This window comes from Stenotrophomonas sp. Pemsol, from assembly GCF_003586545.1.
In the GTDB taxonomy this organism is placed as follows: domain Bacteria; phylum Pseudomonadota; class Gammaproteobacteria; order Xanthomonadales; family Xanthomonadaceae; genus Stenotrophomonas; species Stenotrophomonas sepilia.
The window spans coordinates 519,794-534,204 of sequence record NZ_CP025780.1 but is presented as its reverse complement, the minus strand read 5'-3'; the positions used below and the strand labels follow the sequence as shown (position 1 = coordinate 534,204).

25 protein-coding genes are annotated in these 14,411 nt (G+C 62.4%); all 25 read right to left on the bottom strand.

The window, feature by feature from the left end; genetic code table 11:
• Positions 1 to 5: 5 nt before the first annotated feature.
• The 25 genes from rplO to rpsL all read right to left on the bottom strand — a co-directional run bounded on the left by rplO (position 6) and on the right by rpsL (position 14,228).
• Positions 6 to 449: a 50S ribosomal protein L15 gene (gene rplO / locus PEM_RS02420; protein WP_004154498.1), complete on the bottom strand. Its 444-nt coding sequence runs from the start codon at positions 447 to 449 to the stop codon at positions 6 to 8.
• 6 nt (positions 450 to 455) lie between these two features.
• A complete protein-coding gene (gene rpmD, locus PEM_RS02415) occupies positions 456 to 647 on the bottom strand; it encodes a 50S ribosomal protein L30 (protein ID WP_005408214.1) in 192 nt (63 codons plus the stop codon).
• A complete protein-coding gene (gene rpsE, locus PEM_RS02410; RefSeq protein ID WP_005415419.1) occupies positions 640 to 1,182 on the bottom strand; it encodes a 30S ribosomal protein S5 in 543 nt (180 codons plus the stop codon). The genes rpmD and rpsE overlap by 8 nt, the downstream gene beginning before the upstream one ends.
• Positions 1,183 to 1,343: 161 nt before the next feature.
• Positions 1,344 to 1,697 (bottom strand): 50S ribosomal protein L18, encoded by a 354-nt coding sequence (rplR, locus tag PEM_RS02405; protein ID WP_065199512.1) that lies wholly within the window; start codon positions 1,695 to 1,697, stop codon positions 1,344 to 1,346.
• Between the two features lie 32 nt (positions 1,698 to 1,729).
• Positions 1,730 to 2,254, bottom strand: a complete 525-nt coding sequence (gene rplF, locus PEM_RS02400; protein ID WP_053500143.1) for a 50S ribosomal protein L6 — start codon at positions 2,252 to 2,254, stop codon at positions 1,730 to 1,732.
• Between the two features lie 18 nt (positions 2,255 to 2,272).
• A complete protein-coding gene (gene rpsH, locus PEM_RS02395; RefSeq protein ID WP_005415417.1) occupies positions 2,273 to 2,671 on the bottom strand; it encodes a 30S ribosomal protein S8 in 399 nt (132 codons plus the stop codon).
• A 257-nt stretch (positions 2,672 to 2,928) separates the two neighbouring features.
• Complete coding sequence (rpsN, locus tag PEM_RS02390) at positions 2,929 to 3,234, bottom strand: 30S ribosomal protein S14 (protein ID WP_005408209.1); 306 nt, start codon at positions 3,232 to 3,234, stop codon at positions 2,929 to 2,931.
• A gap of 18 nt (positions 3,235 to 3,252) precedes the next feature.
• Entirely contained in the window at positions 3,253 to 3,795 is a 543-nt protein-coding gene (rplE, locus tag PEM_RS02385; protein ID WP_005415416.1) for a 50S ribosomal protein L5, read from the bottom strand.
• An 11-nt stretch (positions 3,796 to 3,806) separates the two neighbouring features.
• On the bottom strand, positions 3,807 to 4,124 hold the full coding sequence (gene rplX, locus PEM_RS02380; RefSeq protein ID WP_004154490.1) for a 50S ribosomal protein L24: 318 nt from the start codon (positions 4,122 to 4,124) through the stop codon (positions 3,807 to 3,809).
• Between the two features lie 16 nt (positions 4,125 to 4,140).
• Positions 4,141 to 4,509 carry a 50S ribosomal protein L14 gene (gene rplN / locus PEM_RS02375; protein ID WP_010483978.1) on the bottom strand — a complete coding sequence of 123 codons (369 nt, stop codon included), beginning with the start codon at positions 4,507 to 4,509 and terminating at the stop codon, positions 4,141 to 4,143.
• A gap of 12 nt (positions 4,510 to 4,521) precedes the next feature.
• A complete protein-coding gene (rpsQ, locus tag PEM_RS02370) occupies positions 4,522 to 4,791 on the bottom strand; it encodes a 30S ribosomal protein S17 (RefSeq protein WP_004154489.1) in 270 nt (89 codons plus the stop codon).
• Between the two features lie 11 nt (positions 4,792 to 4,802).
• Positions 4,803 to 4,988 (bottom strand): 50S ribosomal protein L29, encoded by a 186-nt coding sequence (gene rpmC, locus PEM_RS02365; RefSeq protein ID WP_004154487.1) that lies wholly within the window; start codon positions 4,986 to 4,988, stop codon positions 4,803 to 4,805.
• Complete coding sequence (rplP, locus tag PEM_RS02360; protein WP_004154486.1) at positions 4,988 to 5,401, bottom strand: 50S ribosomal protein L16; 414 nt, start codon at positions 5,399 to 5,401, stop codon at positions 4,988 to 4,990. Before rplP ends, rpmC begins: the two co-directional genes overlap by 1 nt.
• Positions 5,402 to 5,406: 5 nt before the next feature.
• Entirely contained in the window at positions 5,407 to 6,141 is a 735-nt protein-coding gene (gene rpsC / locus PEM_RS02355) for a 30S ribosomal protein S3 (RefSeq protein WP_005415414.1), read from the bottom strand.
• Positions 6,142 to 6,159: 18 nt separating this feature from the next.
• A complete protein-coding gene (rplV, locus tag PEM_RS02350; RefSeq protein ID WP_004145348.1) occupies positions 6,160 to 6,495 on the bottom strand; it encodes a 50S ribosomal protein L22 in 336 nt (111 codons plus the stop codon).
• 12 nt (positions 6,496 to 6,507) lie between these two features.
• On the bottom strand, positions 6,508 to 6,777 hold the full coding sequence (rpsS, locus tag PEM_RS02345) for a 30S ribosomal protein S19 (protein ID WP_005415413.1): 270 nt from the start codon (positions 6,775 to 6,777) through the stop codon (positions 6,508 to 6,510).
• 6 nt (positions 6,778 to 6,783) lie between these two features.
• Positions 6,784 to 7,611 (bottom strand): 50S ribosomal protein L2, encoded by an 828-nt coding sequence (gene rplB / locus PEM_RS02340; protein WP_004145339.1) that lies wholly within the window; start codon positions 7,609 to 7,611, stop codon positions 6,784 to 6,786.
• Positions 7,612 to 7,621: 10 nt separating this feature from the next.
• Positions 7,622 to 7,921, bottom strand: coding sequence for a 50S ribosomal protein L23 (gene rplW, locus PEM_RS02335; RefSeq protein ID WP_004145338.1), 300 nt, complete (start codon positions 7,919 to 7,921; stop codon positions 7,622 to 7,624).
• The gene (gene rplD / locus PEM_RS02330) at positions 7,918 to 8,523 is read right to left on the bottom strand and encodes a 50S ribosomal protein L4 (RefSeq protein WP_005415412.1); all 606 of its coding nucleotides are present in this window, start codon (positions 8,521 to 8,523) and stop codon (positions 7,918 to 7,920) included. Before rplD ends, rplW begins: the two co-directional genes overlap by 4 nt.
• A gap of 12 nt (positions 8,524 to 8,535) precedes the next feature.
• Positions 8,536 to 9,186 carry a 50S ribosomal protein L3 gene (gene rplC / locus PEM_RS02325; RefSeq protein ID WP_004145336.1) on the bottom strand — a complete coding sequence of 217 codons (651 nt, stop codon included), beginning with the start codon at positions 9,184 to 9,186 and terminating at the stop codon, positions 8,536 to 8,538.
• Between the two features lie 11 nt (positions 9,187 to 9,197).
• Positions 9,198 to 9,509, bottom strand: coding sequence for a 30S ribosomal protein S10 (rpsJ, locus tag PEM_RS02320; protein ID WP_005408208.1), 312 nt, complete (start codon positions 9,507 to 9,509; stop codon positions 9,198 to 9,200).
• Between the two features lie 332 nt (positions 9,510 to 9,841).
• Positions 9,842 to 11,032 (bottom strand): elongation factor Tu, encoded by a 1,191-nt coding sequence (gene tuf / locus PEM_RS02315; protein WP_065178958.1) that lies wholly within the window; start codon positions 11,030 to 11,032, stop codon positions 9,842 to 9,844.
• Between the two features lie 52 nt (positions 11,033 to 11,084).
• Positions 11,085 to 13,226, bottom strand: a complete 2,142-nt coding sequence (gene fusA, locus PEM_RS02310; RefSeq protein ID WP_005415411.1) for an elongation factor G — start codon at positions 13,224 to 13,226, stop codon at positions 11,085 to 11,087.
• A 141-nt stretch (positions 13,227 to 13,367) separates the two neighbouring features.
• Positions 13,368 to 13,841, bottom strand: a complete 474-nt coding sequence (rpsG, locus tag PEM_RS02305; RefSeq protein WP_004145321.1) for a 30S ribosomal protein S7 — start codon at positions 13,839 to 13,841, stop codon at positions 13,368 to 13,370.
• A 12-nt stretch (positions 13,842 to 13,853) separates the two neighbouring features.
• On the bottom strand, positions 13,854 to 14,228 hold the full coding sequence (gene rpsL / locus PEM_RS02300) for a 30S ribosomal protein S12 (RefSeq protein ID WP_004145320.1): 375 nt from the start codon (positions 14,226 to 14,228) through the stop codon (positions 13,854 to 13,856).
• Positions 14,229 to 14,411 lie beyond the last annotated feature (183 nt).

The following is a 14,411-nucleotide window of genomic DNA, read 5'->3' as shown; positions in this document are numbered from 1 at the left end:
TTTTCTTACTCCGTTACGCTGCCGCCGGCAGCTTCGATCGCAGCCTTGGCACCAGCCGTGGCAGCAATACCCTTCAGGGTGAACGCCTTGGTCACTTCGCCCTTGACGACGACCTTGGCCTTCTTGGCAGTGCTCGGGACCAGCTTGGCAGCACGCAGGGCGGCGAAGTCGATCTCACCGGCCGGCAGCTTGTCCAGCGCGTACAGCAGCACTTCAGCGGTGTCCTTGGCGATCGGCGAACGGAAGCCGATCTTCGGCAGACGACGCTGCATGGGGGTCTGGCCGCCTTCGAAGCCAGCCTTGATCTTGCCGCCACCCTTGCGGGCGAACGAACCCTTGTGGCCGCGGCCGGCAGTCTTGCCCAGGCCCGAGCCGATACCGCGGCCGACGCGGGTGCGCTCGGTGCGGGCGCCCGGTGCCGGGCTCAGTTCATTGAGACGCAGAGTCATGGTCGATTACTCCTCAACCTGGACGAGGTACTGAACCTTGTTGATCAGGCCGCGCACCTGCGGGCTGTCCTTCAGTTCACGCACATCGTTGAGCTTGTTCAGGCCCAGGGCACGCACCGACAGGCGGTGACGCGACTGGGTGCCACGCAGGCCACGCACCAGGCGGACCTTCACAGTCTTGTTGGACTCATTAGCCATGGTTGAGTTCCTCCACCTTCTTGCCGCGCTTGGCCGCGATGCGGGCCGGCGACTGCGCAGCAGTCAGGCCCTTCACGGTGGCGCGCACCAGATTGATCGGGTTGCGCGAACCGGTGGCCTTGGCCAGCACGTTCTTCACGCCAACGGCTTCCAGCACGGCGCGCATCGCACCGCCGGCGATGACGCCAGTACCTTCCGAAGCCGGCTGCATGAACACGCGGGCTGCGCCGTGACCATCCTTGATGGTGTGCCACAGGGTGCCGTTGTTCAGGTCAACGCTGACCAGGTTCTTGCGGGCCTGTTCCATCGACTTCTGGATGGCGACCGGCACTTCGCGGGCCTTGCCATAACCGAAACCGACCTTGCCTTCGCCGTCGCCGACCACGGTCAGGGCGGTGAAGGTGAACTGGCGGCCACCCTTGACGGTCTTGCTGACGCGGTTGACCGCGACCAGCTTTTCGATCATGCCGTCGTCGATCTTCTCTTCGCGGTTACGGTCGCGATCGCGACCCCGCTGCTGACGCTCTTCTGCCATGTTGATTCCTTGGTTGTTTGGGTATGTACGGCTCGGGGCCGCTTATGGTTGTGGAGTGACGCGTTGTTCCGGTGGGCCGCTGCAGAAGAGCGGCGCCGTCCAGCCTCACTCAGGCTGGCGAGCAGGCAGGCAGGAGGCCATCGGCCCCCTGCCCTTGTCCCTTAGAACTGCAGGCCGGCTTCGCGGGCGGCTTCTGCCAGGGCCTTGATGCGGCCGTGGTAGCGGTAGCCCGAACGATCGAAGGCAACCTTCTCGATGCCGGCGGCCTTGGCGCGCTCGGCAACGATGCGGCCGACCTTGGCAGCGGCATCGGCGTTCTTGCCGTTCTTCAGGCCTTCCTTGACGTCGGCCTGGGTGGTGTTGGCGGCAGCCAGCACCTTCGAACCGTCAGCGGTGAAGACCTGGGCGTACAGGTGCTGGCCGGTGCGCAGCACCGACAGGCGGGCGACGCCGAGCTCACGGATGTGGGCACGGGTCGACTTGGCGCGACGCAGGCGGGCGATGTTCTTGTTCATGATGTGTTTTCCTTGAAAGCGGAAGCGCCTAATTAGGCCTTCTTGGCTTCCTTACGGATGATGACTTCGTCGGAGTACTTCACGCCCTTGCCCTTGTACGGCTCCGGCTTGCGGAACGCACGGATCTTGGCGGCGACTTCACCGACGACCTGCTTGTCAGCGCCCTGGACCAGGATCTCGGTCTGGGTCGGAGTGGAGATGGTGATGCCTTCCGGCGCCACGAACACGACCGGATGCGAGAAACCGAGCGACAGGCTCAGGTCCTTGCCCTGCATGGCAGCACGGTAACCCACGCCGACCAGCTCCAGCTTGCGCTCGAAGCCTTCGGACACGCCCTTGACCATGTTGGCCAGGATCGCGCGCACGGTACCGGTCAGCGCGACCAGGTCGGCGTTCTCGGTGCTCAGGGTGGCAACGCCGCTGTCGACGTTGATGGCAATACCGGCCGGCTTGACCAGCGACAGGGTGCCCTTCGGGCCCTTGACGGTGACGCTTTCCGACTGGACGTTCAGTTCGACCTTACCCAGGGTGACGGGCTTCTTGGCTACGCGGGACATAGTTCTACTCCTTTCGCCTTAGGCCACGAAGCACAGGACTTCGCCGCCGACGCCCAGCTGGCGCGCCTGCGCATCAGTCATGATGCCCTTGGAGGTGGAAATGATGGAGATGCCCAGGCCATTCATGACCTTCGGCAGCTCGCTCTTGCCGCGGTACTGGCGCAGGCCCGAACGCGAGAAGCGCTTCAGGGTCGCGATGACCGGCTTGCCTTCGAAATACTTCAGCACGATTTCCAGCTCGGCCTTGTTGTTTTCCAGCTGGGTCACGCGCAGGTCGGTGATGTAACCCTCGTCCTTCAGGACCTGGGCGATCGCAACCTTGATCTTGGACGACGGGGCTTTCACCGTCTGCTTGCCAACCGCAGCCGCATTCTTGATGCGGACCAGCAGGTCGGCGATGGGATCAGTCATGCTCATATGAGTACCTTTGAGTGCACCGATATCCGCTTTCGCGAAAATCTGTTGTCTCCTGGAAACGGGCCAGGTCCCTTGATGCAGCGGGCCGGGGCCCACTCCTACAACCCCGTTTGCGCAGGGCAAGACGCGGGAGTATACGCCAAAAGAGCCCGACTTGCGCCGGGCTCTTCGGGTTTTTTCGCAGAAAGGAAGCTGAACGCCTCCCTCCCCGGTTCAGAAGCCCCCGAGGGGGCTCCTGATCGCAGGGCCGGCTGGAATTACCAGCTGGCCTTGCGCAGGCCCGGGACGTCGCCACGCATGGTGGCTTCGCGCAGCTTGTTGCGGCCGAGGCCGAACTTGCTGTACACGCCACGCGGACGACCCGACAGCTCGCAACGGTTGCGCTGGCGGCTCGGCGACGAATCGCGCGGCAGCTTGGCCAGCTTGGTTGCGGCGTCGATCTTCTCTTCGTAGGTCGCGTCCACGGAGGACACGATCTTCTTCAGAGCCGCACGCTTCTCAGCGTACTTCTTGGCCAGCTTTTCCCGCTTGATGTCGCGGTTGACCATGGAGGTCTTTGCCATTTCGGTTTCCTCGACAGATCAGTTACGGAACGGGAACTTGAACGCTGCCAGCAGCGCCTTCGCTTCCGCGTCGGTCTTCGCAGTGGTGGTGATGGCGATATCCATACCGCGGATCGCGTCGACGGCGTCGAAGTCGATTTCCGGGAAGATGATCTGTTCCTTCACACCCATGTTGAAGTTGCCGCGGCCGTCGAAGGAACGACCGGAAACACCACGGAAGTCGCGCACGCGCGGCAGCGAGATGTTGATCAGGCGGTCCAGGAACTCGTACATCTTGTGGCGACGCAGCGTGGTCTTGCAGCCGATCGGCCAACCATCACGGATCTTGAACGACGCAACCGAGATACGCGACTTGGTGACAACCGGCTTCTGGCCGGAAATCTTGGTCATGTCCGCGACGGCGTTTTCCAGGATCTTCTTGTTGGTGGCAGCCTCGCCGACACCCATGTTCAGGGTGACCTTGACGAGCTTCGGTACTTCCATCGGATTGGTGTAGCCGAACTGCTTCATCAGCGCCGGCACCACTTCTTCCTTGTAGATCTTTTCGAGACGGGAAGTCATCTTCACATTCCTCAGGCGTCGAGCGCCTCACCGCTGGAGCGGAACACACGCAGTTTGCGTCCATCCTCCAGCACCTTGAAGCCAACGCGTTCGCCCTTGCCCGAAGCCGGGTTCAGCACGTTCACGTTGGAGATATGGATCGAAGCTTCGCGCTCGACCACGCCGCCGGCAACACCTGCCTGCGGGTTCGGCTTGGTGTGGCGCTTGACGATGTTCACGTTGGCGACGACCACGCGGTCGCCGTCGACGCGGACGACTTCGCCCTGCTTGCCCTTGTCCTTGCCAGCGTTGACGACAACCTGGTCGCCCTTCTTGATACGGTTAGCCATGATTATCTCCTGTCGCTCACAGCACTTCGGGAGCGAGCGAGACGATCTTCATGAACTTCTCCGAACGAAGTTCACGGGTCACCGGCCCGAAGATACGGGTACCGATCGGCTCCTGCTTGTTGTTCAGCAGGACGGCAGCGTTGCCGTCGAAGCGGATCAGCGAACCGTCGGCGCGACGCACACCCTTGCGGGTACGCACCACGACGGCGTCATACACTTCACCCTTCTTGACCTTGCCGCGCGGAATCGCATCCTTCACGGTGACCTTGATGATGTCGCCGATACCGGCGTAACGGCGCTTGGAACCACCCAGCACCTTGAAGCACATCACCTGCTTGGCACCCGAATTGTCCGCGACGTCAAGGTAGCTCTGCATCTGGATCATGATTCAGACTCCTTATTCAGCCGCACGCGTGATGACTTCCACCACGCGCCAGTTCTTGGTCTTGGACATCGGAGCAATCTCGGTCACGCGGACGACGTCGCCTTCCTTGCAGGCGTTGTCGGCATCGTGGGCGTGCAGCTTGGTCGAGCGCTTGATGTACTTGCCGTACAGCGCGTGCTTGACCTGACGCTCAACCAGGACGGTAACCGTCTTGTCCATCTTGTTGCTGACGACACGGCCTTCGACCGTGCGCAGCGTCTTCTTTTCAGTATTGTCGCTCATAGCGGCCATCCTTACTTCGTGCTGCCGAGCAGGGTCTTGACGCGAGCAATCTCGCGACGGACCCGGCGAATGTCGTGGGTCTTCGGCAGCTGGCCGGTGACCTGCTGCATACGGACAGAGAACTGTTCCTTACGCAGGTCGATCAGGTGGGCCTTGAGTTCGTCAGCCGACTTTTCACGGAGAGTTTTGATATCCATCAGCGCACCGTACGGGTCACGAAAGTGGTGGTGACCGAGAGCTTGGCGGCGGCCAGGCGGAACGCCTCGCGAGCCACTTCCTCGGAAACACCCTCGATTTCATAGATCATGCGGCCGGGCTGGATCTGGGCCACCCAGTATTCCACGTTACCCTTACCCGAACCCATTCGGACTTCGATGGGCTTCTTGGTGATGGGCTTGTCGGGGAACACGCGGATCCACATCTTGCCGCCGCGCTTGACGTAGCGGCTGATCGAGCGGCGGGCCGCTTCGATCTGGCGCGCGGTCAGCTGACCGTGTGCGGTTGCCTTCAGGCCGTATTCGCCGAAGCTGACAGCGTTGGCGCTCCAGCTCAGGCCATCGTTACGGCCCTTGTGTACCTTGCGGTACTTGGTTCGCTTGGGTTGCAACATTGTCGTTACCTCGCTTCACGGGCCGGGCGCTGACGGTCACCGCGGTCGCCGCGATCGTGACGATCGTTGCGCGACGGGGTGTCGTCCTGCTTTTCCTGGCCAACCTGGGAGAAATCGAAGACCTCGCCCTTGTAGATCCAGACCTTGATGCCGATGATGCCGTAGGTCGTCTTGGCTTCAGCGAAGCCATAGTCGATGTCGGCACGCAGGGTGTGCAGCGGCACGCGGCCTTCGCGGTACCACTCCGAACGGGCGATTTCTGCACCGTTGAGGCGGCCACCGACGTTGACCTTGATGCCCAGGGCACCCAGGCGCATCGCGTTGCCGACCGAGCGCTTCATTGCACGGCGGAACATGATGCGACGCTCCAGCTGCTGGGCGATCGACTCGGCAACGAGCTGCGCGTCCAGTTCCGGCTTGCGCACTTCGGTGACGTTGATGTGCGCCGGGACGCCCATCATCTCGCTCACTTCCTTGCGCAGCTTCTCGATGTCCTCACCGCGCTTGCCGATCACCACGCCCGGACGGGCGGTGTGGATCGTCACGCGAGCGGTCTTGGCCGGACGCTCGATCAGGATCTTGCTGATGCCGGCCTGAGCCAGCTTCTTGCGCAGCATGTCGCGCACTTTCAGGTCGGCTGCCAGGTAACCGGCGAACTCGGCCTTGTTGGCGTACCACTTGGAGTTCCAGTCCTTGGAAATGCCGAGGCGGATACCAATCGGATGAACTTTATGACCCATGGTCTTTTCCTTATCCGCTTACTTGGCGGCGCCCACAACCACAGTGATGTGGCTGGTGCGCTTGAGGATGCGGGTACCGCGGCCTTTCGCCCGCGCCATGAAACGCTTCAGGGTCGGACCTTCATCAACCATGATGGTCTGAACCTTCAGCTCGTCGACGTCGGCGCCCTGGTTGTTCTCGGCGTTGGCAATTGCCGACTCCACCACCTTCTTGATCAGGTGGGCAGCCTTCTTGTCCGAGAACTTCAGCAGGTTGACCGCACGTTCGGCCGGCAGACCGCGCACCTGGTCAGCGACCAGACGAGCCTTCTGCGGGGAGATGCGCGCAGTGCGCAGGATGGCTTTCGCTTCCATTGTCATCTCTCCTTACTTGCCCGACTTCTTGTCACCACCGTGACCCTTGAAGGTCCGGGTGATGGCAAATTCGCCGAGCTTGTGGCCGACCATGTTCTCGTTGACGAGAACCGGGATGTGGTTCTTGCCGTTATGCACGGCAATGGTGATGCCTACCATGTCAGGCAGGATCATCGAACGGCGCGACCAGGTCTTGATCGGCTTCTTGCTGCCCGCAGCGGCCTCCACCTTCTTGACGAGGTGGTGATCGACGAACGGGCCCTTCTTGAGTGAACGTGCCATGGTCGATTAGCCCCTACGATCGCGGACGATGAACTGCTGAGTGCGCTTGTTATGGCGCGTCTTGTAACCCTTGGTCGGGACACCCCACGGGGTGACCGGATGCGGGTTACCCTGGCCGGCCTTGGCCTCACCACCACCGTGCGGGTGGTCAACCGGGTTCATGGCAGCACCACGAACGGTCGGGCGGACGCCGCGCCAACGCTTGGCACCGGCCTTGCCCAGCTTTTCCAGGCTGTGCTCGTCGTTGCCGACTTCGCCGATGGTGGCGCAGCACTCGACCGGAACCTTGCGCATTTCACCCGAGCGCAGGCGCAGGGTGGCGTAGATGCCTTCACGAGCCACCAGCTGCACGGCCGCACCAGCGGCGCGAGCGATCTGAGCGCCCTTGCCCGGCTTCAGTTCGATGCAGTGGATGGTGGTACCGACCGGGATGTTGCGCAGCGGCAGGGTGTTGCCGGCCTTGATCGGGGCGTCCGAACCAGCGATCACCTGATCACCAGCCTTCAGGCCCTTCGGGGCGATGATGTAGCGACGCTCACCGTCGACGTAGCACAGCAGAGCGATGTGGGCGGTGCGGTTCGGATCGTATTCGATGCGTTCCACGCGCGCCGGGATGCCCAGCTTGTTGCGCTTGAAGTCGATGATGCGGTAGTGCTGCTTGGCACCACCACCGACGTGACGCACGGTGATGCGACCGTGGTGGTTACGACCACCCGAGCGGCTCTGCGACTCGACCAGCGCGGCGTGCGGAGCACCCTTGTGCAGGTCGGGGGTGACCACGCGCACGGCCGAACGGCGGCCGGGGGAGGTGGGCTTGAATTTCATCAATGGCATGGGATGTACCTCAGGCCTTGGCCGTTACATCGATCGACTGGCCGTCGGCCAGGCGAACGTACGCCTTGCGCCAATCGCCGCGGCGGCCAGCACGGTTACGGAAGGACTTGTTCTTGCCCTTGACGTTGACCACGTTGACGGCTTCGACCTTGACGTCGAACAGCTGCTCAACCGCGGCCTTTACATCGGCCTTGGTGGCTTCGTTCGAAACTTCGAAGACATACTGATTGGAGAGTTCCTGCAGGCGCGCGGTCTTTTCCGAGACACGCGGGGCACGCAGCACGCTGAAGATTTTTTCGTTGCTGTTCATGCCAGCCACTCCTCGACCTTCTTGACCGCGTCAGCGGTGATGACGACCGTGTCGGCACCCACCAGCGAGACCGGGTCCAGACCCTGCACGTCACGCACCTGCACGTACGGCAGATTGCGGGCGGACAGGTACAGGTGCTCGGACGCTTCCTCGGTGACGATCAGCGGGCGCTTGCCCACTTCCAGGCCGGCCAGCTTGGCGATCAGACCCTTCGTGCTGGTGGCTTCGACGTCGAAGGCCTCCACGATGGTCAGACGGCCCTGACGGTTCAGCTCGGACAGGATCGCGCACATGGCGGCACGGTACTGCTTGCGATTGACCTTCTGCTCGAAGCTGCGCGGCTTGGCCGCGAAGGTGACACCGCCGCCGACGAAGATCGGAGCCGTCAGTGCGCCATGACGCGCGCCGCCGCCCTTCTGCTTCTTCGACTTCTTGGTGGTACCAGCCACTTCGGAGCGAGTCTTCTGTGCCTTGGTGCCGGCGCGACCGGCGTTGCGGTAAGCAACGACGACCTGGTGGACCAGATCTTCGCTGAAATCGCGACCGAACACGGCTTCGGAGACCGAGACCTTGTTGTTGCTACCCGTGATAACGAGTTCCATCGTCATCTCTCCTTATGCCTTGCTCGCCGGACGGACGATCACATCGCCACCCGCCGCGCCCGGAACGGCGCCGCGAACCGCGATCAGACCGCGCTCGACGTCGACCTTGACCACTTCCAGGTTCTGGGTGCTCTGCTGCACCGCGCCCATGTGGCCCGACATCTTCTTGCCCGGGAAAACGCGACCCGGGGTCTGGCGCTGACCCAGCGAACCCGGCGCGCGATGCGACAGCGAGTTACCGTGGGTTGCATCGCCCATACGGAAGTTGTGGCGCTTGATGGTGCCCTGGAAGCCCTTACCCTTGGTGACACCCTGGACGTCGACGATCTGGCCGACTTCGAAGATGTCCGCCTTGACTTCGCCGCCAACGGCGAAATCGCCGAGCTGCGCGTCTTCAACGCGGAATTCCCACAGGCCACGACCCGCTTCCACCTTCGCCTTGGCGAAGTGGCCGGCTTCCGGCTTGTTGACCAGGGCAGCGCGACGCGCGCCGACGGTCACCTGCACGGCGCTGTAGCCGTCGGTTTCGACGGTCTTGATCTGCGCGATGCGGTTCGGGGTTGCTTCGATCAGGGTCACCGGGATGGAGCGGCCATCTTCAGTGAACACGCGGCTCATGCCGGCCTTGCGGCCCACGAAGCCCAACGAATACTTCTTCGTCATGGTCGTAGTCCTCAGGTCAGCTTGATCTGAACGTCGACGCCGGCAGCCAGTTCGAGCTTCATCAGCGCGTCCACGGTCTTGTCATTCGGGTCAACGATATCGAGCACGCGCTTGTGCGTGCGGGTCTCGTACTGGTCACGCGCGTCCTTGTCGACGTGCGGGGAAACGAGAACGGTGTAACGCTCGATCTTGGTCGGCAGCGGGATCGGGCCACGCACTTGCGCGCCGGTCCGCTTTGCCGTTTCAACGATCTCGCTGGCCGAACGGTCGATCAGACGATGATCGAACGCTTTCAGCCGGATCCGGATCTTTTGGTCCGCCATGGCGGTAGGTTCCTTCGTTAAAAGAGCGACAGACAAAGCCTCTGGGTTGCTTTGTCCCATGAAATTCCTGAATACGGACGGCCCGCAGTCCTGCAGGCCGCCAAGGTCAATCCATGGACCTCAAAAACGTAGGCAGACCAGTTACCCGGCCTGCCCAGACGTAGAAGCATAATGGCACGCAAGGCAGCTGTCAACAGTCGCCTGTTGACGCCGCCTGAATGGCATTGACCCTTCCTGGTCCGGGGAACACAAGGCACATCCTGTGCCTGCTTTCCCATTTGATACGCCCCGATGCCCTACCCAGGCAACATCGGGGCGCTGATACTACCAGATTACTCGATGATCTTCGAGACCACGCCGGCGCCGACGGTACGGCCGCCTTCGCGGATGGCGAAGCGCAGACCTTCGTCCATGGCCACCGGGTTGATCAGGGTGACTTCCATCTTGACGTTGTCACCCGGCATCACCATTTCGACGCCTTCCGGCAGCTTGGCGGCGCCGGTGATGTCGGTGGTGCGGAAGTAGAACTGCGGACGGTAGCCGTTGAAGAACGGGGTGTGGCGGCCGCCCTCGTCCTTCGACAGGACGTACACTTCGCCTTCGAACTTGGTGTGCGGCTTGATCGTGCCCGGCTTGGCCAGCACCTGGCCACGCTCGACGTCGTCACGCTTGGTGCCGCGCAGCAGCAGGCCAGCGTTGTCGCCTGCCTGACCCTGGTCCAGCAGCTTGCGGAACATTTCAACGCCGGTCACGGTGGTCTTCTGCACCGGACGGATGCCGACGATTTCGATTTCGTCGCCAACCTTGATCACGCCGCGCTCGATACGACCGGTCACCACGGTGCCGCGGCCCGAGATCGAGAACACGTCTTCCACCGGCATCAGGAACGGCTTGTCGATCGCACGCTCCGGCTCCGGAATCCAGCTGTCCAGCGCGTCGACCAGCTTCAGGATGGCCGGCACGCCGATGTCGCTCTGGTCGCCTTCCAGCGCCAGACGGGCCGAACCGGCGATGATCGGGGTGTCGTCGCCCGGGAACTCGTACTTGCTCAGCAGCTCGCGCACTTCCATCTCGACCAGCTCGAGCAGCTCGGCGTCGTCCACCATGTCAGCCTTGTTCAGGAACACGACGATGTACGGCACGCCGACCTGGCGCGACAGCAGGATGTGCTCACGGGTCTGCGGCATCGGGCCGTCAGCGGCCGAGCACACCAGGATCGCGCCGTCCATCTGGGCGGCACCGGTGATCATGTTCTTGACGTAGTCAGCGTGGCCCGGGCAGTCAACGTGGGCGTAGTGACGGGTCGGGGATTCGTATTCGACGTGCGCGGTCGAGATCGTGATGCCACGCGCCTTTTCTTCCGGCGCGGCGTCGATCGAGGAGTAGTCCTTGAACTCGCCACCGAAGCGCTCGGCACCGATCTTGGTCAGTGCGGCGGTCAGCGTGGTCTTGCCGTGGTCGACGTGACCGATGGTGCCGACGTTGACGTGCGGCTTGGTGCGTTCGAACTTACCCTTTGCCATTGTTCTATACCTTGATTGTTCGTAAGTGGTTTCAAGAGAGGCTGAGCGAGGCTCAGCCCTTCTTCATGACGGCTTCGGCGATGTTGGTCGGAGCCGGCTCGTAGTGATCGAATTCCATGGTGAAGGTGGCGCGGCCCTGGGTCTGCGAACGCAGTGCAGTGGCGTAGCCGAACATTTCACCCAGCGGGATCATCGCGTTGATGATGCTGGCCGAACCGTCACCGGTGGTGTCGGAACCCTGCAGCACGCCGCGACGACGGCTGACGTCGCCCATCACGTCACCCTGGTAATCCTCCGGGGTCACGATCTCGACCTTCATGATCGGCTCCAGCAGCACCGGCTTGGCCTTGGCGAAGCCCTGCTTGAAGGCCATCGACGAAGCCAGCTTGAACGCCATTTCCGAGGAGTCGACGTCGTGGTACGAACCGAACACCAGCTTCACCTTGACGTCCACGACCGGGAAGCCAGCCAGCGGGCCGCTGGTGATGGTTTCGCGCAGGCCCTTCTCGACCGACGGGATGAATTCCTTCGGGATCACGCCGCCGGTGATGTCGTTGATGAACAGGAAGTCGTCCTTGATCATCGGAGCGATCTTCGGATCGGCACGGTCGGCAGCAGTGATCGGCGACAGTTCGATCACGACGTGACCGTACTGACCCTTACCACCGGACTGCTTGGCGTGCTTGTAGTCCGACTTGACGTCAGCCAGGGTGATGGTTTCGCGGTAGGCCACCTGCGGCGCGCCGACGTTGGCTTCAACGTTGAACTCGCGCTTCAGGCGGTCAACGATGATGTCCAGGTGCAGCTCGCCCATGCCCGAGATGATGGTCTGGCCGGATTCTTCGTCGGTCTTGACGCGGAACGACGGATCTTCCTGTGCCAGACGGCCCAGGGCCAGGCCCATCTTTTCCTGGTCCGACTTGGTCTTCGGCTCGACGGCCATCGAGATCACCGGCTCCGGGAACGTCATGCGCTCCAGGATGATCGGGGCGTCCACGGCGCACAGGGTGTCACCGGTGGTGGTGTCCTTCAGGCCCACGGCAGCGGCAATGTCACCGGCCAGAACTTCCTTGATTTCCTCGCGGTTGTTCGAGTGCATCTGCAGGATGCGGCCGATGCGCTCCTTCTTGCCCTTCACCGAGTTCAGCACGGTGTCGCCACCGTTCAGGGTGCCCGAGTAGACACGGAAGAAGGTCAGCGCGCCGACGAACGGGTCGGTGATGATCTTGAAGGCCAGCGACGAGAACGGAGCCTTGTCGTCCGACTTGCGGGTCATTTCGACGGTGTCGTCGTCAACGTCCACGCCCTTCACGTCCGGCACGTCGACCGGCGACGGCAGCAGCTGGATCACGCCGTCCAGCATGGCCTGCACACCCTTGTTCTTGAAGGCCGAGCCGCAGTACATCGGCACGATCTCGGTGGCCAGGGTGCGGGTACGCAGGGCGCTGATGATTTCAGCCTCGGCCAGCTCTTCGCCGCCCAGGTACTTTTCCATCAGCTCTTCGCTGGCTTCGGCAGCGGTCTCGACCATGAACTGGCGAGCCTCTTCAGCCGGGCCCTGCAGTTCGGCCGGGATGTCGCTGTATTCGAACTTCATGCCCTGCGAAGCTTCATCCCAGTGGATGGCCTTCATCTTCAGCAGGTCGACGACGCCCTTGAAGTTGTCTTCAGCGCCGATCGGCAGCTGCATCGGCACGGCAACCGCACCCAGCTTGGCCTTCAGCTGGCCGACGACCTTCTGGAAGTTGGCACCGGTGCGGTCCATCTTGTTGACGAACGCGATGCGCGGCACGTGGTACTTGTTGGCCTGGCGCCACACGGTTTCCGACTGCGGCTGCACGCCACCGACGGCGCACAGGACGAAGACGGCACCGTCGAGCACGCGCAGCGAACGCTCCACTTCGATGGTGAAGTCGACGTGCCCGGGGGTGTCGATGATGTTGAAGCGGTGCTCCGGCAGGGACTTGTCCATGCCCTTCCAGAACGCGGTGGTGGCAGCGGACTGGATCGTGATGCCACGCTCCTGCTCCTGCTCCATCCAGTCCATGGTGGCGGCGCCGTCGTGCACTTCACCGATCTTGTGGCTCTTGCCGGTGTAGAACAGGATGCGCTCGGACGTGGTGGTCTTGCCGGCATCGATGTGAGCCATGATGCCGAAGTTACGGTAACGCTCGATGGGAGTGGAACGGGCCACGGGAGCCTCTCAGATTTCTTGGATTTCGGATGGCCGAACGCCGCCTTTCGGCGGCCTTCGGATTGGCGCAGTCCTTCTGGGACCGCGAGGCAGCACGCACCGAAGTGGTGCTGCCCTGCCTGTTTTACAAGGCCGTCAAACTCACCAGCGGTAGTGGGCGAATGCCTTGTTGGCTTCGGCCATGCGGTGGGTTTCTTCGCGCTTCTTGATGGCGCCGCCGCGGTTTTCCGAGGCGTCGATCAGTTCAGCAGCCAGCTTCTTCGGCATGGTGTTCTCACCACGCTTGCGCGCGGAGTCGATCAGCCAGCGCATGGCCAGGGCCATCTTGCGCGACGAACGCACTTCGACCGGCACCTGGTAGGTGGCACCACCGACGCGGCGCGACTTGACTTCGACCGCCGGAGCGACGTTGTCCAGAGCCTTCTGCACCAGTTCAATGGCGTTGGCGCTGCTGTTCTTCTCGGTGATCACGTCCATGGCGCCGTACACGATCTTTTCGGCGACGGACTTCTTGCCGCTCTGCATGACCATGTTGATGAAGCGGGCGATGGTTTCGCTTCCGTGCTTCGGATCGGGCAGGACGGAACGCTGCGGAGTATTACCCTTACGCGACATAGTGCTCTCTCCTTATGCCTTCGGACGCTTGGCGCCGTACTTGGAACGGGCCTGGCGACGCTTGGCAACGCCGGCGGCGTCGAGCGAGCCACGAACGGTGTGGTAACGCACACCCGGCAGGTCCTTGACGCGACCGCCGCGGATCAGGACCACGGAGTGCTCCTGCAGGTTGTGGCCTTCACCACCGATGTAGGAAATCACTTCTTCCTGGTTGGTCAGGCGGACCTTGGCAACCTTGCGCAGAGCCGAGTTCGGCTTCTTCGGAGTGGTGGTGTAGACACGGGTGCAGACGCCACGGCGCTGCGGGCACTTGTCGAGCGCCGGCGAGGCACTCTTGTAGGTGGTCGCTTGCCGCGGCTTGCGGACCAGCTGGTTGATCGTCGCCATCAGTAGGTTCTTCTGATTGGTGGCCGGAAAATCCGACCAGAGATGCGGAAATGTTAAAGCAGGCCGAAATTTTGGCCTGCTGAGACAGACGATTGTAGCAACCTGCAAGGAAAGCAGTCAAACGCCTCCTGTCAAGCCCGTCCCTGATCCCGGGACGTTACTGGGGGGCCTCCATGTACCCCG